Here is an 18,403-nt window from a genome sequence, read left to right on the forward strand (position 1 = left end):
GGGCGCAGCGGGGCATTCCCCCGCCACAGCAGCTCCGGCGCGTGGGGGTTCACGCGGCGATGCCGCACACAAGGGACGCCGAAGCGAGCAGGAGAATGCCCCCGGCAGAGGCCACCACAGCGATCGGATCCCTGGCCCGCAGGTGCGTCAGCACGGCGCCGAGCATCAACGCGCACAGTCCCGCGCCGGCCGCGATGCCCAGCGGCCGGACCGCCAGTCCGCCGAGCAGCCCCAAGCCACCCGCTGCCTCCAGCACGCCGATCGCCCGCCACAGCGAGGGCGACATGCCGAAGTGGTCTCGGTACTGCAGGGACCGGCGCAGGCCGTAGATCTTGATCCCCCCGGTGAGGACAAATATCGGGCCGACGGCTACAGCCAGGATGATGCGCAAGACGTCCACAGGTCACCTTTCGAGCAGTGGGCAGTCGCGGATGGGATACTGCTGGGGCGATGACCGATCCCACGACAACGACCGGCCCCCTTCCGACGATGCGCGACGACCAGCGGGAGGCCTCCCGGCGCAGACTGATCGACGCGGCACTGGGGATCCTGGCCGAGGAGGGTTACCGCGGCCTCACGGTGAAGAAGGTCGGTGATCGCGCCGGGGTCAGCCGGGGCATGGTCAGCTATCACTTCGCGTCCAAGGCGGGGCTCGTCGAGGCGGTCATCAACGACATCCGCGAGGTCTTTGTCGACCGTCTCCGGGCACTCCCCGGATACCGCCGGATGACCGGGCTCGAGGCCGTGCTGGCCAAGCTGGAGCAGTACTTCTCACGTCTGGCCGAGCCGGGCCCCAGTGTCCGGGCACGCGCCCTGCTGGTGCTGCTCGTCGAGGCGGTCGGCAGCCCGGGGGACACCGCCAAGGGGCCCTTGGGCGGCCAACTCGACTTGGTCCGCACCGGCGTGGAGGACGACATCCGACGGGGGGTCGCCGACGGCACCATCCGCTCCGACCTCGACCCCCGCGCGCAGGCATTCCTTCTGGAGAGTTTGGCGCGCGGCGTGCTGCTCCAGTACCAGCTGGACCCCTCCCGCGCCCGCCTGGAGGAAATCGGCCGCGCGGCCCACGACATGGTGCTGCTGGCACTCACTCCGGACCCGAGGACCGGCTGACCTCGGCGGCCGGGGTCGGCTGCGGGAGTCTGCCCGAGCACCGGCCGGCCGGCTGCCGAACCGAGGTCAGACCGCACTCAGGCCGCCGTCCACCACCAGCTGCTGGCCCGTGATGTACGAGGCGCGATCGGAGAGCAGGAACGCGACCGCGTCCGCCACCTCCCACGCGGTGCCCTGCCGGCCGAGTGGGATCCGGGCGAAGGACGCGGTCCTGGAAGTGCGTGAGGCTGATGCCTGACGGCCCATCGGGGTGTCGATCAGGCCAGGTACGACCACGTTGGCACGGATACCCCGGGCCGCGCCTTCCTTGGCGACGTGCCGGGTCAGACCCATCAGACCCGCCTTGGAACTGTCGTACGCGGGCGAGCCGGTGGCGGCGCGCAGTCCGCCAACGGATCCGATGAAGACGATCGCGCCGCCGCCGTTCATCGTCGGCAGGCCGTACTTCGCGGCCAGGAAGGGCGCGCGCAGATTGAGTGAGAGGACGCGGTCCCAGTCCTCGGGCGAGGAGCCGGCCAGGCCGACGCCGAGCCCGACGCCCACGTTGACCACGAGGGCATCCAGGCCACCGAGTTCGCGGGCGGCCTCGGCGACCATTGCGGCGGTCTGTTCGGGGTCGGTGGCATCAGCCACCAGGGCGACGCTCGGGGAGCCCTCGGCGGTGACGAGCCGGGCGGTCTCCGAGGCCGCCTCGGGTGCGATGTCGGCGCACGCCACACTCGCTCCCTCACGGGCGGCAAGGACGGATATCGCCCGCCCATTGCCGACGGGTGCCTGCGGATCCCCGTCCGGACGGGTGCCCGCGCCGATCACCAGGAGCTTGCGGTCGGCCAGACGGCGCGCCTCCTTCTCCGGTCTCCGCTGCTCATCCACCGGTGCACGCCCCCTTCCCGGTGCCTGTCCGGTCGAAGCCCGGCTCCAGCTGCACGCCGACGGAGTTCAGGAAGAACGCCAGCATGTGGTACTGGCCGATGAGCATGGTGATCTCCATCAGCTCTGCCTCCTCGTAGTAGGACGCGAGAGCTTCCCAGGTCACGGCTGAAATCCGTGCGTCGCGGTGCAGTTGGTCGGCGGCCCGGAGTAGATGGCGCTCGAGGTCCGTCCACCCGACGGCGTCCGGGCCCTGGGTGATGCGCCGGACGTCCGCGACCGAGACCCCGGCGGCCTCGGCCAGCGGCAGATGGCGTCCCCACTCGTAGGCGGCCCCGGTGTTGTGCGCGGTGCGCAGGATCAGTAGCTCCCTGATCCTTCCCGGCAACAGCCCTTCGCGGAGCAGCTGCCCGCCGAACGGCATGAACCGCGCATAGAGGTCCGGGTGGCGGGCCAGGGTGGTGAAGATGTTGGGCACCCGGCCTCCCGGGTCCCGTGGAGCGGTGGCCAGAAGCCGGCGCACCCGCGCGTCCCAGCGGTCCTCCGGCAGCGGCGCGATGCGGGGGAGGCGGCTGCCACCTGGGAGATGGCCAGAGGGCGGTGCGTCAGGTACTTCAGTCGCGGCGTCGTCCATACACGCACAGTAGAAACTGGCTGAACGTTTAGCAAGTGAAAAGCTCGAACGTGATGGAGGCGCTGCGCGGGCAGTGCGGCCCGGAGGGGTGTCGCGACTGACTGAAGGCGCTGCCGGTCCCGCGCCCTTCTGGAGCCGCGCCGGCGGCCCTGGCCGCCGACGCGCCCGACGTACGGATCAGCTCTGTTGCTCGCTGATGTTGACCATCCACGTGACACCGAACTTGTCCGTGCACATACCGAATACGTCGCCCCACATCTGCTTCTCCAGGGGGACGGACACATTGCCTCCGGCGGACAGCTTGGCCCAGTAGCCGCGCAGCTGGTCGGTGTCGTCCCCGCTCAGGCTCACGGCGAAGTTGTTGCCCGGCTTGTACTCCATGCCGGGCGGGGTGTCGGCGCCCATGAGCGCGAAGCCGCTGTCCGTCTCCAGCAGGCTGTGCATGACTTTGTCGGCGTATCCGGGTGGCGCCTCGGAGCCGAAGTCGCCGTAGGTGTTGACGGACAGATTGCCGCCGAGAACCTCCTTGTAGAACTCCATGGCTTGCTTGGCTTCACCGGAGAAGCTGATGTACGGGTTGAGACGAGAGGCCACAACTACCCCTTTCGTGACTGACTGTCAGTGCGGGCAGCCTAAGGGCGTCATGGGCGAAGTCGGACGACCGGAGGGGTGTGGTCGCTCGTCTGGTCGGCGAACTCGGCGTTCGTGCGCACGATGTCCTGGCCGGACCTCGGGCCACTGGGTCATGTGTTCGGGCGGCGCCTGCGAAGAGGCCGCACGGCCCGGCCCGCGAAGTGGGTCGGTGAGGCCGACGGCCTCTTGCGGGGCCCACCGGAAGGTAGGGCGTACGGACCATTCCGCTACCGCTACCGACGGCGGGAGGGCGACCGGATCCGGTCGCCCTCCCACCGCCGCCCTGTCCGCCGGGACGCCGGATCGGACAGTACGTCGATCAGACCGCCGGGGCCGGATAGGTCGGGTACTCCACCCCGGAGACGTGCTGGACGATGCGGATGACCTGGCAGGAGTAGCCGAACTCGTTGTCGTACCACAGGTAGAGGATCGCGTTGTCGCCCTCGACCTTGGTGGCGCCGGCGTCGACGATCGAGGCGTGGCGCGAGCCGATGAAGTCGCTCGAGACCGCGTCGGGAGCGGTGATGAAGTCGATCTGGCGCTTGAGCGGCGAGGTCAGCGATACGTTGCGGAGGTAGTCGAGGACCTCCTCGCGGGTGGTCTCGCGCGCGAGCTGCAGGTTGAGGATCGCGATCGAGACATCCGGCACCGGGACGCGGATCGAGCTGCCGGTGATCTTCGCCTCGAGGTCGGGCAGCGCCTTGGCGACGGCGGAGGCGGCGCCGGTCTCGGTGATGACCATGTTGAGTGCGGCCGAGCGGCCGCGGCGGTCGGAGCCGTGGTAGTTGTCCAGCAGGTTCTGGTCGTTGGTGAACGAGTGGACGGTCTCCACGTGGCCGCGCAGGACGCCGTACTCGTCCGCCATCGCCTTCAGCGGCGGGACGATCGCGTTGGTGGTGCAGGAGGCGCAGGACAGGATCTGCTCGTCCGGCTTGATCGTGTCGTGGTTGACGCCGTGCACGAGGTTGGGGACGTCGCCCTTGCCCGGCGCGGTCAGGACGACTTTGTCGATGCCGGGGCGCAGGTGCTTCGACAGGCCCTCGCGGTCGCGCCACTTGCCGGTGTTGTCGATGAGGATGGCGTCCTTGATGCCGTACGCCGTGTAGTCGACCTCCGACGGGTCGTTGGCGTAGATCACCTTGATCTCATTGCCGTTGGCGATGATCGTGCTGTTCGCCTCGTCGACGGTGATCGTGCCCTGGAACTGACCATGGATGGAGTCGCGGCGCAGCAGCGAGGCACGCTTGACGATGTCCTGGTCGCCGCCCTGGCGGACGACGATGGCGCGCAGCCGCAGGCCGTTGCCGGAGCCGGCCTTCTCGATGAGCAGGCGGGCGACGAGGCGGCCGATGCGGCCGAACCCGTAGAGGACGACATCGCGTGGCTCACGGCGCTCGATCTTGTTGTCGCCGGTGGCGCCGGCGACGGCCCCGGCGGTGAACTCCTCCACCGAGAGACCGCGGTCGTCGGTCTTGTACGTCGCGGCGAGCATGCCGATGTCGATCTGGGAAGGGCCGAGATCGAGCGTGGTGAGAGCCTGCAGGAACGGCAGCGTCTCGGTGACGGTGAGCTCCTCACCGGCGATCTGCCGGGCGAATCGGTGCGTCTTGAGGATGCTGACCACCGACTTGTTCACCAAGGAGCGGCTGTGAAGCAGGACCGTGACGTCCTGCTCCCGGTGTAGCTTCCCGATTACCGGGATCATCGACTCCGCGATTTCCTCGCGGTTCTTCCAATTGGTGAACGAGTCCACGGTGGTAGTCACAGGTTCATCTTTCGAGCTAGGCGGTGCTCATATGCTAACGTCCCGCCATTTTGATCATTCAAGCCGTGCCACTTGAGCGGGATGCGGTGATCGGGACCCATGGCCGAACCGGGACAGAGCACCCTCTTCCTCCTCGCCACCGCGATGGACGGGCGGTGCCTCGACCGGGCGGGCAGCCAGCTGGTGGTGCCGTCCGACCGGTGCGGGGCGCGCTGCATCAGCGCGATCACCAGCGTCTGGGTGGGAGCCTGCGCCGTCCCGGCGGAGCCGGTGCCGCAGGGTTGACCTCAGACGCTGGCGAGGGCGATTTCGGTCGACTTGATCAGCGCGACAACGGGGGACCCGGCGGCGAGACCCAGGTCGGTGACCGCTTCCTTGGTGATCGCGGAGGTCAGCTCGCCGCCGGCGACGGTCACCTTGACGCCTGCCATGGCGCCCCCGGTGGTGACCTCGGTGACGGTGCCGGGGATCCGGTTGCGGATGCTCAGCCCCTGGACCGCACCTGTGGCGAGAGCGACCTCGGTGGACTTGATCAGGGTGCGTACGGAGGAGCCCGGGGCGAGGCCCAGCTCCTTGACGGCCTCAAGCGTGATCGCGGCCGTGATCTCCTGGCCGCCGTCGAGCCGGACCTTGACGGTCGCCATCACCTCGCCGGACGTGACGGAGACGACCGTGCCGGGGATCTGATTGCGGATGCTCAGGCTCATGAACCCACCGTAGCCACGGGGCCCGACAGCGGTCGGGTGCCGCGCTTGGGGCTTCCTCCAGCCGCTCCGGCATTTGCTACGGAAGTGAACTCGAAGGCTTGTAAATGCTGGCTGATACTGCCTACGGTGTCGCATATGCAGTCCTACACAATCGGCCAGGCGGCGCGTCTGCTGGGCGTCAGCCCGGACACCGCGCGCCGCTGGGCGGATGCCGGCCGGGTCACGACCCACCGTGACGAAAGCGGCCGCAGGCTCATCGACGGCCGCGATCTGGCCGCGTTCTCCATCGAGGTCGCCCAGAGCGGCACCGGCGAGGAGGACGCCTCGTACACCTCGGCCCGTAACGCGTTCCCCGGCATCGTCACCGCGGTCAAGCTCGGCGATGTCGCCGCGCAGGTCGAGATCCAGGCCGGCCCGCACCGGCTGGTCTCGCTGCTGACCCGGGAGGCCGTCGAGGAGTTGGGACTGGAAGTCGGCATGCAGGCCACCGCCCGCGTGAAGTCGACCAGCGTGCACATCGACCGCGCCTGAACCACCCTTCGCATCCATCCCTTGCAGCGGCGTCGCCCGTCCCCGACGCGGCCTGTTCCCACCGCTTCACCAAGGAGACCCCGCCATGCCGTACGCCTTCAACGGGCGCCGTACCGCCGCCGTCATGCTGACCGCGGCCCTGCTTGTGCCGCTCGCCGCCTGCGGCAGCGGCGACGACGGCAAGAAGGAGAGCGGAGCGAACGCCGGCCGGTCCGCGACCGGCGCGTCCAAGGCCAACCTGACCGTGCTGGCCGCCTCTTCGCTCACCAACGTCTTCAAGACGGCGGGCGCCGCGTACGAGAAGTCGCACCCGGGCACCAGGGTGAAGTTCTCCTTCGCCGGGTCTCAGGAGCTGGCCGCACAGGTCAAGCAGGGTGCCCCCGCCGACGCGCTGGTCACCGCGGACACCAAGACCATGGACGGTCTGAGATCCGACACCAACGCCGCGACGGTCATCGCCAAGAACCGGCTGGTCATCGCCACCGTCGAGGGCAACCCGAAGAAGGTCGACGACCTCAAGGACCTCGCCGACACCAAGCTGAAGGTCGTACTCGCCGCGCCCGAGGTCCCGGTCGGCCGCTACAGCAAGAAGATCCTGGACGCGCAGAAGATCGTCGTGAAGCCGGTCTCGCAGGAGCCGAACGTCCGCGCCGTGCTCAGCAAGGTCGAGCTCGGTGAGGCCGATGCCGGTCTCGTCTACAAGACGGACGCCGCCACGGCGACCGACAAGGTCGACGCCGTCGAGATCCCCGACGCGCAGAACGCCATCGCCGAGTACCCGGCCGCGACCCTGAAGGTGTCCAAGAACAGTGCGGCCGCCGCCGCGTTCGTGGCCTGGCTGTCCACGCCCGAGGCGCAGAAGATCCTCCAGAACGCGGGCTTCCAGCAGCCGTAACCGTCGTGCGTGGGCTGCCCGGTGCGGGGGCCGGGCAGCCCACGACCGTCGATCGACCCTCCGGAACACCCGGTGCCCCCGGGGACCCCGATACCCCAGGAACACCTGATGAGACGCCTTCGCACCCGCGGCAACCGCACCCCTGTCGCGCTCGCCGTGCCCGCGCTTGTCGCGATCGCGTTTCTGCTGATGCCGCTGATCGGCATCCTCGCCCGTACCGCGTGGGGCGATCTCGGCAGCCATCTCACCAGTCCAGGAGTCACCGAGGCCCTGCGGCTTTCGCTGCTCGTCTCCTTCTGGGCGCTGGGCCTCTCGTTGCTGCTCGGGGTGCCGCTGGCCTGGCTGCTGGCCCGCGTCGAATTCCCCGGCAAGGCGCTCGTACGCTCCCTCGTGCTTCTCCCGATGGTGCTGCCGCCCACCGTCGGAGGTGTCGCGCTCCTCCTCGGGTTCGGCCGCCGCGGCCTGCTCGGCCCGTGGCTGGAAGACACCTTCGGCATCACCCTGCCCTTCCACACCTCGGGCGCCGTCGTCGCCGCGACGTTCGTGGCGATGCCCTTCCTCGTCATCAGCCTCGAAGGCGCGCTGGGCGGGCTGCGGCCGCGCTACGAGGAGACCGCGGCCTCCCTCGGAGCCTCACCGGTACGGGTGTTCTTCACCGTCACGCTGCCCATGGTGGCCCCCGGGCTCATCGCCGGAGCCGCCCTCACCTGGGCGCGGGCGCTCGGTGAGTTCGGCGCGACCATCACCTTCGCCGGCAATCTGCCCGGTACGACGCAGACTCTGCCGCTTCAGGTGTACCTGCTCCTCCAGGACGAGCCGGAAGCGGCGACCTCCGTCTCCCTGCTGCTGCTCGCCATCGCCATGCTGGTGCTCATCGCCCTGCGCGGCCGCTGGACCGGAACGCCGAGCGACCGTTCACGCACGCCCGCGCCTTCGGCGAACGACACGGAACCGCCGCCGCCCGCGCCCCCCGAAGACCTCGAGCCCGTCTTGCCGCAAGACCGCTGGTCCCTGCACGCCGATGTCACGGGCTTCAACCGGCTGACCCTGGACGCCGAACCGGGCACCACCATCGCCGTCGTCGGCCCCAACGGCGCGGGCAAGACCACCCTGCTGCGCGCCCTCCTCGGCCTCACGCCCCGCGCGCACGCGGCCCTGCGCCTCGGCGACACCGACGTCACCGAGCTGCCCCCGCACCGCCGCGGGGTCGCCTGGGTCCCGCAGGACGGTGCGCTCTTTCCCCACCTCACAGCCCTCGCCAACACGGCGTACGGGCTGCGCGCCCACGGCGTCCCGCGCGCCGAGGCCCGCCGCGCCGCCCAGCAGTGGCTCGACCGGCTCGGCGTCGGGCACCTCGCACACCGCAAACCGGCCCAGGTCTCCGGCGGCCAGGCCCAACGCGTCGCCCTGGCACGGGCGCTGGCCGCCCGGCCGCGCCTGCTGCTCCTGGACGAACCCCTCGCCGCACTCGACCAGACCACCCGCGCCCAGGTGCGCCACACCCTGCGCACCCACCTCGCCGGCTTCGGCGGTGTCTGCCTGATGGTCACCCACGACCCCGTCGAAGCCGTGTCGCTGGCCGACCGGGTTCTCGTACTCGACGAGGGCCGCGCCCTGCAGGACGCACCGCCCACCGAGGTCACCCGGCATCCCCGCTCCCCGTGGGTCGCCAGGATGCTCGGCCGGAATGCCTGGCCGGGCATCGCGACGGCGGACGGTCTCGCGCTCTCCGGCGGCGGCCTCCTCGTCGTCGCGGATCCGCTGCCCGCGGGTACCGAGGCTCTCGCGATCATCGCTCCGGAGGCGGTCTCCGTACACCGCGACAGGCCCGGCGGCAGCCCGCGCAATGTCTGGCCGGGCACCGTCAGGGAAATCACGGCCATCGGCAGCCGGCTGCGCATTCTGATCGCCTCCGGACAGGCACCGGACCTCGTCGCCGAGATCACTCCGCAGGCCGCCGCCGAACTGGGCCTTGCCGACGGGACTTCCGTATGGACCAGCGTCAAGGCGACAGAGGCCGTCATCGTGAGGCTGTGAGAGCCGGAGCCGCAGCCCTCAGCCGCAGCCCCAGCCGTGACTGTTGCCGCCGAGCTGGAACCGGCCGTGTTGCCGCGGCGGTGAAGTACCTCGTCGCGCTCTCTACCGTCTACGTAGTACTCAGAAGCGCTCATTTCTGATCAAGGGCGAGCGCGAAGCCGGGTGCACTCGAACACTCCGACCCCGCGCTGTGCGCCGCTGTGAAGTGCGGTCCTTTCCTGTTCTGGTGCACCGTGAATGGTCGCTGTCCGGAACTCTTGTTCCACACAGGTGGGTTGTGTCAGGGTGAGCTTCCTCACGTCCGAACATGACGTTTTTGCTCAACCGTTCGAATTACCCGCGGTAAGTCACTGCGAAAACATCGGCGCGACTCCTCCGCAAGGTATGTACCAATCAGTCATGCCCTTTCAACTGCCGCGAAAACGATGGCGGTTGACCGGGATTGAGAGGCCTGCAACCCCCCACTGCAATGCCCTGGATGGAAAGACTTCTATGCAGAATCCCCGTACTCCGGGTCCCGTCCCTCCCACCCGCACCGGCCTCAGCTCCGGGGACTCCGACGAAGGGCTCGCGGCCACGCTGCGGGCCGGCGGCGGGAAGGACGAGGCCCGTCCCGTAGCAGTGCTGCTGGCGAGGCACTGGCAACCGGTCGTCGACTATGCCTCGATCTGTACCCCCTCGGCGAAAGCCGCCTCGATGCTGGCCGCGGCGGCGTTCAGCAAGGTGCTGGAGAATCTCAGGAAAGCAAGGTCGACAGCGGCTCTCCGCCCCCTTCTATTGTTGACCGCTCGTCAAATCGCGAAGGGCTGGGCGAACGACCGGCATGTCGTCGCACTGCCCGAACTCCAGTATCCGGACGGCGGCCGCACTCTAAGAGTCGACATGTTTACTCTGCCGGAGAATCGGGAGCTGGTCTCCCGCGCTTTCCACGCAATGCCGGGACCCGTGCAATGTCTGCTCTGGCATGCCGAGGTCGAGGCGGAGGGGATATCCGTACCGGCGGGTTTGTTGGCCATTGACCCGCGTACTGCCGGGGTCCAACTCGAACAGGCGCGTGAGCTCTTCCGCGCGGGCTGTCTGCGGGCTCATGTCGAACTCGCGCCGGACAAGGACTGCCGCCACTACAGCCGCCTCCTCGATGTGTCATTGCGTCGCGGCGGCACCCTGATACCTGATATCCAGAAGCATCTGGCGGAGTGTCAGTACTGCCGCTACGCCGCCGAACAGCTCAACCATCTGGACGGCCGCCTCGCCGTGCTGCTGGCCGAAGCTGTGCTCGGCCAGGCCGCCCGCGGCTACCTGGAATCACGACCGGCCCGCAACGGTGCCCGGGCGCAGGCGAAGGCGCAGGGCGGGGAAGGCCCGGTCCGCAGTACGGGCCGGCACTCGAAGGCCGGACGCCCCCGTGCACTGCCCCGTATGACCTTCCCCGGCCGGCACTTGATGCTGGCCCGGCCGAAGGTTGTCCTCACCGGTCTCGGGCTGCTGGTGACCGGCGCGCTCGTCGTGACCGCCGTCTCGGCGCTCTGGTCGGACGACAGCGACTACGCGGGACCGTCGGTCCCGAGCGGCTCGGTCACCGACACCGCGCCTCCCGCGTCCGGATCCCAGGTGCCGTCCGGCCGTTCACCGCAGCCGTCGACCACGTCCGCCGGCCTCCCGGCGGGCCCGCTGACCACCAGACTGCGCAATGCCGACGCCGGTCTCTGTCTCGACATCCGTGACCGCAGGGCGGTGCCGGGTGCCGAGGCGGTGATGGCGGTGTGCTCGAGCACCGTGACGCAGACGTGGGTGTACGAGGACGACGGGCTGCTGCGCAGCTTCGCTGCCCCGGATCTGTGCCTGAATTCCCATGAGCTCGACGGTGTGGCCGTTCTGGACGCCTGCGCCGCGGCGTCGGCCGCGAACGCCGCGGACGTACGCTACGACCTGACCATCCAGGGCAATGTGATCCCCCGTTGGAACGACGGACTGGCACTCGTCCCGATCTCGCCGGATCCGGCAACGACCGTGGTGGTCAAGGTCCGTGACGGATCCGCGGCACAGCGATGGGTGACTGACAACGTTGCCGCCGACACGCGCGGGATCCGGCCGAGCGCCGATGTGGGCTCACCGTCCACCAAGGAGGTCAACGCCTCGCCGCAGACCGGCGAGTACTGCGCCTCCCCGAGCTGCCAGGGACCCCCGCCGCCGGCGGGCGGGGCAGAGGCGCCGGTTCGGGTGCCGTCGGATCCGGACGCCGAGCAGCCGCGGACCGGCGTCCGGCGGGTCAGTAACGGCTCGTCCGACGAGAAGCGGGTCGACCGGCCCGTACGCAAGGCTCTCGGGCTGCACCCCGCCCATGGGCGGCGGTCGGCTCCGGTCGGCCTCCGCCTCCCGGACAGGGCCGGCGCGGCGTGGCCCGACCTCGCTCGGCCGGGCCACGGCCGGACCGAGGCCGCCCGGACGGAGGCCGGGCGCACCATGGCCGGTCACGCCGAGGCCGGTCGGGAGGAGACCGGTCACGCCGAGGCCGGTCGGGAGGAGGCCGGTCACGCCGCCGGATGACGACTGGTCGTCCGCGGTTCCGTGCGTGTCCGGGGTCAAGACATCTCGGGCATCTCGCCCTTGGTGGTCTGCGGGTCGATCACGGAGAAGACGGCGCCCTGCTGGTCCGCGACCGTCGCGATGCGGCCGAAGGGGCTGTCCGCCGGGCCGAAGTGCACTCGCCCGCCGAGCTTCTCGACCGTGGCGATCGCCGCGTCGCAGTCCGCCACGGCGAAGTACACATTGACGTACGGGGGGAAGTCGGGCACGAAGTCGTCGGTCATCCTCATCCGGCCCGCCACCGGCCGGCCGTCGATGTTCCAGACGTGGAAGTCGACGGTCTCGTGCTTCATCTTCTGTACCTCGAAGGGGAACACGGTGGTGAAGAAGGCGTCCGCCTTGGCGGCGTCCCGAGTGGTGACCTCGGCCCACGCGAACGAGCCCGGTTCGCCCGTCTTCTCGAAGCCCTTGTGGCCGAGCGGCTGCCAGACGCTGAAGACCACACCGCTGGGGTCCTGGGCCGTCACCATGGCGCCGAAGTCGCCGACCTGCATGGGCTCCATCATCAGCGTTCCGTCGTTCTCACGGATCTTCGCGGCCGTCGCGGAGGCGTCCGTGGTGGCGAAGTAGAGGTTCCACGCCGCCGGGCTGTCCATGCCGGGCATCTGCGGTACGACGGCGGCCACCCGCTTGCCGTCCGAGCGCGCCTGAATGTAGTTGCCGAACTCTTCCGAGCCCTCGTCATAGGTCCAGCCCATCAGCTCGCCGTAGAAACGCTTCGCGGCTTCCACGTCCGGGAACATCGCGTCGGCCCAACAGGGCGTGCCTTCCGGTAGCGCAGCCATGGTTCCAAGCCTCCAGGTCGAGGAAACTTCCCGTTCTTTTCACGCTATTCGCCGATGAGTGTCGGCGCGCGTCGACCCCGCTCGCCGGCCGGCGGCGCACTGGCGTGGGCCGCGGCCATCACTTTCCGGCGTGACGGTGGAGCCGCAACCACTCGCGTGCGGTGTGCCGGCGCTCCTGGTGTGCGGGGTGCCGGACTGTCGTCCTGGTGCGGCCGCTGAGGGGGAATGCCGCGATGCGTTCGTCCCGGTAGCCATTGAGCAGACGGATCGCGAGCGCGGCCGCGATGATCATCGCGATGATCGCCAGCACGGTGACGAGGTTGTCCATGACCTCACTTCCCACTCTGCCCCGGGCCGGCCGAACCGGCCGGGCGTTGTTGAAGCGCCGATGTGGTGAAGCGCCGAAAACCACACCGGCACGACGGCCGGTGTGCGAAATGTCCTCGGTACCACCAGCGTACGCCCGACCCTGCGCATCGCTGCGGGTGCGGCGGTGGCCGTCCCTGCACCCGCGCATCGCCGCGGGTGCGGCCGCGGCCTGTGCCTGGACCTCCCGCCCCCACCCGCACCGGTCCCCTGGCAGACGGCCGGATATGTAAGGGGCCCACTCGCTAAGCGTCCATATACTGCCCGTCATGCCGACGACCAGCCTCGCCAGCCGCACCGCCCTCCACGCGCACCGCAGCCACTCCATATGACCGACACCGCCCGGCCTCCGCGCCGTCGCATACTCGCCGACCTCACTCCCCTCCGCAGCTCCGCCGACTACCGGCGGCTCTGGTTCGGCAACACGATCTCCTGGGTCGGCCAGGGGATGACCACTCTCGCGATCTCCCTCCAGGTCTACGACATCACCCGCTCCACCTTCGCCGTCGGCCTCGTCGGGCTCTGCTCCCTCGTACCGCTCGTGGCGTTCGGGCTCTACGGCGGTGCGATCGCCGACACCGTGGACCGGCGCAAGCTCGGGCTCTTCTCCGCGAGCGGGTCCGCCGTGCTGTCGGCCGGACTCGCCACCGCCGCCCTCGCCGGGTTCCACCACGTCTGGTTCCTGTACGCCGTCGTCGCGCTCCAGGCCATCTGCGCGGCCGTCAACTCCCCGGCCCGCAGCGCGATGATCCCCCGGCTGCTGCCGCCCGAGCAGCTGCCCGCCGCCAACGCGCTCACCTCGATGACCATGACCTCGGGGAACTCGTCGGGCCGATGCTCGGCGGGCTCATCGTCGGATTCGCCGGGTACCAGGCCGCGTATCTCATCGATGCCGTCGCCTTCTCCGCGTCCCTGTACGCGATGTGGCGGCTGCCCTCGATGCGCCCGGACCGCCTCGCGGGCACCAAGAGGGCGTCCGTCCTGGACGGGCTGCGTTTCCTCGCCACCCGGCCCAACCTCCGGATGACGTTCTTCTCGGACTTCTGCGCCATGATCCTGGCCCATCCGCGGGCGCTCTTCCCGGCCGTCGCCGTGGTCTGGTACGGCGGTGACGCACGCACCACCGGACTGCTGGTCGCCGCGCCCGCCCTCGGCGCGCTGCTCGGCGGGGTGTTCTCCGGGTGGCAGGGCCGGATCCGGCGGCACGGGCTGGCGATTGTGCTTGCAGTCGGCGCCTGGGGTACGGCGATCGCCGTCTTCGGGCTCATCCGCAACCTCTGGCTCGGACTGCTGTTCCTCGCCCTCGCCGGGTTCGCGGACACCGTCTCGATGGTCTTCCGCAACACGATGATGCAGACGGCCGCCCCGGACGAGATGCGCGGCCGTCTCCAGGGCGTCTTCATCGTCGTCGTCGCGGGTGGCCCGCGGCTCGGCGACTTCCTGGCCGGCAGCGTCGCCGATCTGACCTCGCCGGCCGTGACCGTGACGGGCGGCGGTATCGCCTGTGTGCTGGCGATCTCCCTGCTCGCGTTGAGCCGTCGCGGCTTCGCCCGGTACGACGCCCGCAACCCGATGCCCTGACGGGCTCTCAGGCGGTCACGGGGTGGCCGGTGGACGAGCCGGCTGCGCGCGAGGAGCCGGCGGCCTTCCCGGAGTCGGGCATCTCAGCCCGCTGAGGACGGTGGACCGTCCGTGGGCGCCGCGTTCCGGCCGGCGGGGTCCAGGGCGACGATCCCGCGTACGACGCCCAGCTCCACCAGATCCTGGGGCCGCAGCCGCAACTGGTCCGCGGTGCGGGGCACCTGCTCGGGCCCGCGCTTGAGGATCGCGGCGGCGAGCTCCGGGGCGATGACGGAGAAATAACTGTCCGGTGTGGCCCAGGTGTTGCCGGGAGCGGCGAGCGCGAGTGCCCCGCCCGAGCCGCCCTCGCCGATGAGAAGGCTGGTCAGCGGAGTACGGGCGGCGGCGATGGCCGAGAACAGCTCGGCGATCGCCGCGCCCGCGCCGGCCCGCTCCGCCTCGGCGTCATTGGCCGCGCCCGGGGTGTCGATGAGCGTGAGCACGGGAATCCCGACCCGGTCGGCGAGCCGCACGACACGGGCGGCGGTCCGGTACCCGGCAGGCCTGGTCGGGGTACCGCACTGGGCGACGTATGCGATGGCCCGGCCGTCGCGCAGCCCGACACCGCAGAGCAGCCCGGGGTCGGTGCCACCGCAGCGGTCGCCGTGGAGGGGGCGGCGGTGCGTGAAGTACCGATCGAGATACGCCTCGGCATGGGGCCGCCCGGGCATGCGGGCCTGCTGGACGGCGTCCCACCCGGTGTGGGGGAGGGGAGCCCCGCCGAGGGCGTACGGGGGTGGAGCGGGCTCGACGCGGGACGGGCCGGCGACCGCCGGGGTGCCCGCTGCCCGCGCGGCGCCCCCGACGTCAGGCCCGCCCGCGGAGGTGCGCTCGGCCTCCGCTCCCGCGAGCCCCGCGCCCAGCGCTCCCGCCCAGTACGCGAGCGCGTCCCGCAGATCCTCACCGCGCACGATCGCGTCGATCTGGCCCGAGGCCAGTTGGCCTTCCGCCGTGTACGCCGCCGGGTCCGCGTCCGGCGGCCGGACGCGGGAGCCGGCGAAGCCCACCTGTGCGGTCGGCAGGGCCAGGATCACGTCCGCGCCCGCGCCCAGTGTGGCCCAGCCGCCGCCCGTGGTCGGGTCGCGGAGGACGGCGATGTGCGGGACACCAGCGTCGCGCAGCAGCACCGACGCCCGGGCCACGCGCTGGAGCTGGTGGAGAGCGATCATGCCCTCCTGCATACGGCTGCCGCCCGTCGAGATCAGCGAGATCAGCGGTCGCCCCCGTTCGCGCGCCGTGCCGTACGCCGCCTCCAGGCGGTCCCCGGCGCGCTTGCTCAACGAGCCGCCCATGAAGCCGAACTCGAAGGAGACCACCACACATCGGCGGCCGCCGAGCGTGGCCTCGCCGTAGAGGACGGACTCCTTCGAGCCCGTACGCTCGGCGGCTCTCTCGCGCGCCGCGTCGTAGCCCTCCCAGGCGATCGGGCCGTCCGGAACGCAAGGCCGGCCGACGGGCTCGGCCTCCGTGAAGTCGTCGCAGACCAGCGCGATCGCCTCGCGGGCCGTCGCCCGCTCACCCATGGAGCGCCCGCTTCATGATCTTGCCCATGTCGTTGCGGGGCAGCGCATCGAGGAAGCGGACCTGGCGGGGGCGCTTGTGCGGCGCGAGCTGCGCGGCCACATGTGCGGACAGTTCCTCCGGCGCGGGCGGCGCCAAGGGGTCCGCCGGCACGACCCAGGCGACGATCCGCTCACCGAGGTCCGGGTCCGGCTCCCCGGTCACCGCCGCCTCGCGCACACCGGGATGATCGAGCAGCGCGTTCTCGATCTCGCCCGCGCCGATCTTGTATCCGCCGCTCTTGATCAGGTCGGTGGCCTTGCGGCCGACGATCCGTACATAGCCGTCCGGGTCGCGGCCGGCCATGTCGCCGGTACGGAACCAGTCGCCGTCGAAGGCCGCCTGGGTCGCGTCGGGCCGGTTCAGATACTCCGTGAAGAGGTTCGGTCCGCGCACCTGGATCTCGCCGATGCCGTCGCTTTCGTCGACCAGCCGCAGCTCGACGCCGCGCAGTGGGACGCCGACCGTACCCGGACGTGCCTCGCCGTCGGCGCGTACCGAGGTGTTCATCAGTGTCTCGGTCATTCCGTAACGCTCGATCACCCGCCGTCCCGTCGCCGCCGCGATCCGCTCATGGTCGTGCAAAGGCAGCGCGGCCGATCCCGACACCAGCAACCGCGCACCCGCCAGTGCCTTCACCAACCGGGGCTCCGTGTCGAGCACTTCGGCCAGTCGGTGATACATCGTCGGTACGCCGAAGAGCATGGTGCCGCCGTCCGCGAGCTCGCGCGCCACGCCTTCTGCCGTGAACTTCCCCAGGTGCCGCACCTCCCCGCCGCGCCGCAACGGGCCGAGGATGCCCAGGATCAGACCGTGGACATGAAAGAGCGGAAGGCCGTGCACGAGGACGTCGTCGGCGGTCCACTGCCAGGCGTCCTCCAGCGCATCGAGAGTCGCTGAGATCGCGCGGCGCGGCAGCACGGCGCCCTTGGGCGGTCCCGTCGTCCCCGAGGTGTAGACGATCAGAGCGGGCGCCTGGGGGTCCGGCTCCGCGGGCAGCGGCCCGGCAATACCCGCGACCGCGATATCGATGCGTTCCAACCCGCCCAGCGCCGAAGGCAGTTCGTCGTCCGGCCCGGCCAGCACCAGCGATGGCGCACTGTCCGCGACGATATGTGCCAGCTCGCGCTCACCCGTCTTCGGGTTCAGCGGCACGACAGGTACGGCGGCCAGCAGCGCGGCCACCACACCCACGGCCGTCTCCAGCGTGGGCGTGGCCCAGACGGCGACCCGCCGGGCGGCGGAGATCCGGCCCGCCAGCGAACCCGCCGCGCCGGCCAGCTCGCCGTACGTCAGCGCACGTTCGCCGAAGCGGAGGGCGCGCCGGTCCGAACCGGCCGCCAGCGCCGGGAAGAGGTCACTCACTCGTCGTCCTCCATCTGTCGCCATCTGTCGCCATCTGTCGCCATGTATTGCCGCACGGGACTGCCCGTCCGCGCTCCCGGGCGCTCCATTCTCCCCGCTACCAGGAAACAAGGTGAGGGGGTATCGGTGTCGGCGGCGCGTACCGGGCCCGTTCCGCTCTGCGCCGCATCCGCCCGTACGAGCGGCGGACATCGCCGGGCGCGCCGGGCCACCCCGTACGGATCTGCCCGGGGAATGACCGGCTACGGCAGTGGCAGCGCCACCTTCACCGCGTACACCGCGACGAGGCCGTATCCGATCCGGAAGGTCCATGCGCGGGCGGTGTCCGAGATCCGCGCGCCCGCGAGGCCGCTCACCGCCACCAGCAGCTGCTGCCACACCATCGAGGCGACGAACACCCCGCACACGAAGATCAGCCCGGCCGTACCGCCGCTGAGAGCCGCGCCCTGCGCGGTGGTCAGGGCGGCGAAGTACAACGCGGTGGTGGGGTTGATCAGAGTGAGCGCGGCGAACCGCGTGAACGTCCGCACCGGGCCGGCGCCGCCTGTGCTTCCGCCCTGCGCGGCGGGCCCGGTGGTGCGCGAGGCGAGCAGCCCCCGCACCGCGATCACCGCCAGCACCGCGGCCGACACCAGCCTGACCCAGGCCTCCACGCCGGAGAGCGCGGAGGCGACCAGTGGGCCGAGCGCGGTCGCCACGGCTGCGTACGCGAGGTCGACGACCGCCACAGCGGCGGCCGCGGCCACGGCTCCCCGGCGGTCGCGCATGCCCTCCTGGACGAGCAGCACGCCCATCGCCCCCACGGGCATCGCCACACCCAGGCCGGCTGCCGCGCCCGCCACAGCCGTCGTCCACATCTCGCTCATGCCGCACACCTTCAGGCCCTGCCTGAGGTCCGCGCGGCCGAATTCCGGCCCGAACTGCGACAATCGCGGT

Annotated in this window: 16 protein-coding genes and 2 pseudogenes; 7 read left to right on the plus strand and 11 right to left on the minus strand. The window is 70.6% G+C overall.

Going from position 1 to position 18,403, the window contains the following annotated elements; all coding sequences use genetic code 11:
- Positions 1–49: 49 nt before the first annotated feature.
- Positions 50–400 carry a DoxX family protein gene (locus ACWDZ6_RS01765; protein WP_366734016.1) on the minus strand — a complete coding sequence of 117 codons (351 nt, stop codon included), beginning with the start codon at positions 398–400 and terminating at the stop codon, positions 50–52.
- Between the two features lie 50 nt (positions 401–450).
- Here ACWDZ6_RS01765 and ACWDZ6_RS01770 point away from each other — a divergent pair, with 50 nt between their 5' ends.
- A complete protein-coding gene (locus ACWDZ6_RS01770) occupies positions 451–1,113 on the plus strand; it encodes a TetR/AcrR family transcriptional regulator (RefSeq protein ID WP_451501246.1) in 663 nt (220 codons plus the stop codon).
- 66 nt (positions 1,114–1,179) lie between these two features.
- On the opposite strand, the gene ACWDZ6_RS01775 is transcribed toward ACWDZ6_RS01770, so the two are convergent.
- The 4 genes from ACWDZ6_RS01775 to ACWDZ6_RS01790 all read right to left on the minus strand — a co-directional run bounded on the left by ACWDZ6_RS01775 (position 1,180) and on the right by ACWDZ6_RS01790 (position 5,015).
- Positions 1,180–1,986 (minus strand): SDR family NAD(P)-dependent oxidoreductase, encoded by an 807-nt coding sequence (locus ACWDZ6_RS01775; protein ID WP_451501247.1) that lies wholly within the window; start codon positions 1,984–1,986, stop codon positions 1,180–1,182.
- Entirely contained in the window at positions 1,979–2,617 is a 639-nt protein-coding gene (locus ACWDZ6_RS01780) for a carboxymuconolactone decarboxylase family protein (protein ID WP_451501248.1), read from the minus strand. Before ACWDZ6_RS01780 ends, ACWDZ6_RS01775 begins: the two co-directional genes overlap by 8 nt.
- A gap of 177 nt (positions 2,618–2,794) precedes the next feature.
- Positions 2,795–3,211 carry a VOC family protein gene (locus ACWDZ6_RS01785; RefSeq protein WP_451501249.1) on the minus strand — a complete coding sequence of 139 codons (417 nt, stop codon included), beginning with the start codon at positions 3,209–3,211 and terminating at the stop codon, positions 2,795–2,797.
- Positions 3,212–3,569: 358 nt separating this feature from the next.
- Positions 3,570–5,015, minus strand: coding sequence for a glyceraldehyde-3-phosphate dehydrogenase (locus ACWDZ6_RS01790; protein ID WP_326649752.1), 1,446 nt, complete (start codon positions 5,013–5,015; stop codon positions 3,570–3,572).
- Between the two features lie 129 nt (positions 5,016–5,144).
- On the opposite strand from ACWDZ6_RS01790, the pseudogene ACWDZ6_RS01795 reads away from it, so the two are divergent.
- Positions 5,145–5,300: pseudogene (locus ACWDZ6_RS01795) on the plus strand (molybdopterin-dependent oxidoreductase); the annotation flags it as partial.
- Between the two features lie 2 nt (positions 5,301–5,302).
- Here the strand turns inward: ACWDZ6_RS01795 and ACWDZ6_RS01800 are convergent.
- Positions 5,303–5,722 (minus strand): TOBE domain-containing protein, encoded by a 420-nt coding sequence (locus tag ACWDZ6_RS01800; protein WP_451501250.1) that lies wholly within the window; start codon positions 5,720–5,722, stop codon positions 5,303–5,305.
- 135 nt (positions 5,723–5,857) lie between these two features.
- On the opposite strand from ACWDZ6_RS01800, the gene ACWDZ6_RS01805 reads away from it, so the two are divergent.
- The 4 genes from ACWDZ6_RS01805 (at position 5,858) to ACWDZ6_RS01820 (ending at position 11,732) form a co-directional block, all read left to right on the plus strand.
- A complete protein-coding gene (locus ACWDZ6_RS01805; protein ID WP_366734010.1) occupies positions 5,858–6,253 on the plus strand; it encodes a TOBE domain-containing protein in 396 nt (131 codons plus the stop codon).
- An 85-nt stretch (positions 6,254–6,338) separates the two neighbouring features.
- Positions 6,339–7,148 (plus strand): molybdate ABC transporter substrate-binding protein, encoded by an 810-nt coding sequence (gene modA, locus ACWDZ6_RS01810; protein WP_451501251.1) that lies wholly within the window; start codon positions 6,339–6,341, stop codon positions 7,146–7,148.
- Positions 7,149–7,256: 108 nt separating this feature from the next.
- Positions 7,257–9,185, plus strand: a complete 1,929-nt coding sequence (locus ACWDZ6_RS01815; protein WP_451501252.1) for an ABC transporter permease — start codon at positions 7,257–7,259, stop codon at positions 9,183–9,185.
- 492 nt (positions 9,186–9,677) lie between these two features.
- On the plus strand, positions 9,678–11,732 hold the full coding sequence (locus ACWDZ6_RS01820; RefSeq protein WP_451501253.1) for a ricin-type beta-trefoil lectin domain protein: 2,055 nt from the start codon (positions 9,678–9,680) through the stop codon (positions 11,730–11,732).
- Positions 11,733–11,767: 35 nt separating this feature from the next.
- Here ACWDZ6_RS01820 and ACWDZ6_RS01825 read toward each other — a convergent pair whose 3' ends face one another.
- Together ACWDZ6_RS01825 and ACWDZ6_RS01830 are read right to left on the minus strand one after the other, a co-directional pair.
- Positions 11,768–12,556, minus strand: coding sequence for a VOC family protein (locus ACWDZ6_RS01825; RefSeq protein WP_451501254.1), 789 nt, complete (start codon positions 12,554–12,556; stop codon positions 11,768–11,770).
- A gap of 118 nt (positions 12,557–12,674) precedes the next feature.
- Entirely contained in the window at positions 12,675–12,884 is a 210-nt protein-coding gene (locus ACWDZ6_RS01830) for a hypothetical protein (RefSeq protein ID WP_451501255.1), read from the minus strand.
- Between the two features lie 366 nt (positions 12,885–13,250).
- Here ACWDZ6_RS01830 and ACWDZ6_RS01835 point away from each other — a divergent pair.
- Positions 13,251–14,503 (plus strand): annotated as a pseudogene (locus tag ACWDZ6_RS01835) (MFS transporter).
- 83 nt (positions 14,504–14,586) lie between these two features.
- On the opposite strand, the gene ACWDZ6_RS01840 reads toward ACWDZ6_RS01835, so the two are convergent.
- From ACWDZ6_RS01840 to ACWDZ6_RS01850, 3 genes are all read right to left on the minus strand, one after another.
- Positions 14,587–16,065, minus strand: coding sequence for a carboxyl transferase domain-containing protein (locus ACWDZ6_RS01840; protein ID WP_451501256.1), 1,479 nt, complete (start codon positions 16,063–16,065; stop codon positions 14,587–14,589).
- Positions 16,058–17,467 carry an acyl-CoA synthetase gene (locus ACWDZ6_RS01845; protein WP_451501257.1) on the minus strand — a complete coding sequence of 470 codons (1,410 nt, stop codon included), beginning with the start codon at positions 17,465–17,467 and terminating at the stop codon, positions 16,058–16,060. The genes ACWDZ6_RS01840 and ACWDZ6_RS01845 overlap by 8 nt, the downstream gene beginning before the upstream one ends.
- Positions 17,468–17,709: 242 nt before the next feature.
- The gene (locus tag ACWDZ6_RS01850) at positions 17,710–18,333 is read right to left on the minus strand and encodes a LysE family transporter (RefSeq protein WP_451501258.1); all 624 of its coding nucleotides are present in this window, start codon (positions 18,331–18,333) and stop codon (positions 17,710–17,712) included.
- Positions 18,334–18,403 lie beyond the last annotated feature (70 nt).

This window comes from Streptomyces sp. NPDC002926, from assembly GCF_053591755.1.

What these genes read in the sequence shown, in the direction of transcription:
- ACWDZ6_RS01770 (WP_451501246.1), top strand. Translation starts at nt 451, where the DNA reads ATGACCGATCCCACGACAACGACCGGCCCCCTTCCGACGATGCGCGAC.
- ACWDZ6_RS01780 (WP_451501248.1), bottom strand. Translation starts at nt 2,617, where the DNA reads ATGGACGACGCCGCGACTGAAGTACCTGACGCACCGCCCTCTGGCCAT.
- ACWDZ6_RS01800 (WP_451501250.1), bottom strand. Translation starts at nt 5,722, where the DNA reads ATGAGCCTGAGCATCCGCAATCAGATCCCCGGCACGGTCGTCTCCGTC.
- ACWDZ6_RS01805 (WP_366734010.1), top strand. Translation starts at nt 5,858, where the DNA reads ATGCAGTCCTACACAATCGGCCAGGCGGCGCGTCTGCTGGGCGTCAGC.
- modA (WP_451501251.1), top strand. Translation starts at nt 6,339, where the DNA reads ATGCCGTACGCCTTCAACGGGCGCCGTACCGCCGCCGTCATGCTGACC.
- ACWDZ6_RS01815 (WP_451501252.1), top strand. Translation starts at nt 7,257, where the DNA reads ATGAGACGCCTTCGCACCCGCGGCAACCGCACCCCTGTCGCGCTCGCC.
- ACWDZ6_RS01820 (WP_451501253.1), top strand. Translation starts at nt 9,678, where the DNA reads ATGCAGAATCCCCGTACTCCGGGTCCCGTCCCTCCCACCCGCACCGGC.
- ACWDZ6_RS01825 (WP_451501254.1), bottom strand. Translation starts at nt 12,556, where the DNA reads ATGGCTGCGCTACCGGAAGGCACGCCCTGTTGGGCCGACGCGATGTTC.
- ACWDZ6_RS01830 (WP_451501255.1), bottom strand. Translation starts at nt 12,884, where the DNA reads ATGGACAACCTCGTCACCGTGCTGGCGATCATCGCGATGATCATCGCG.
- ACWDZ6_RS01840 (WP_451501256.1), bottom strand. Translation starts at nt 16,065, where the DNA reads ATGGGTGAGCGGGCGACGGCCCGCGAGGCGATCGCGCTGGTCTGCGAC.
- ACWDZ6_RS01850 (WP_451501258.1), bottom strand. Translation starts at nt 18,333, where the DNA reads ATGAGCGAGATGTGGACGACGGCTGTGGCGGGCGCGGCAGCCGGCCTG.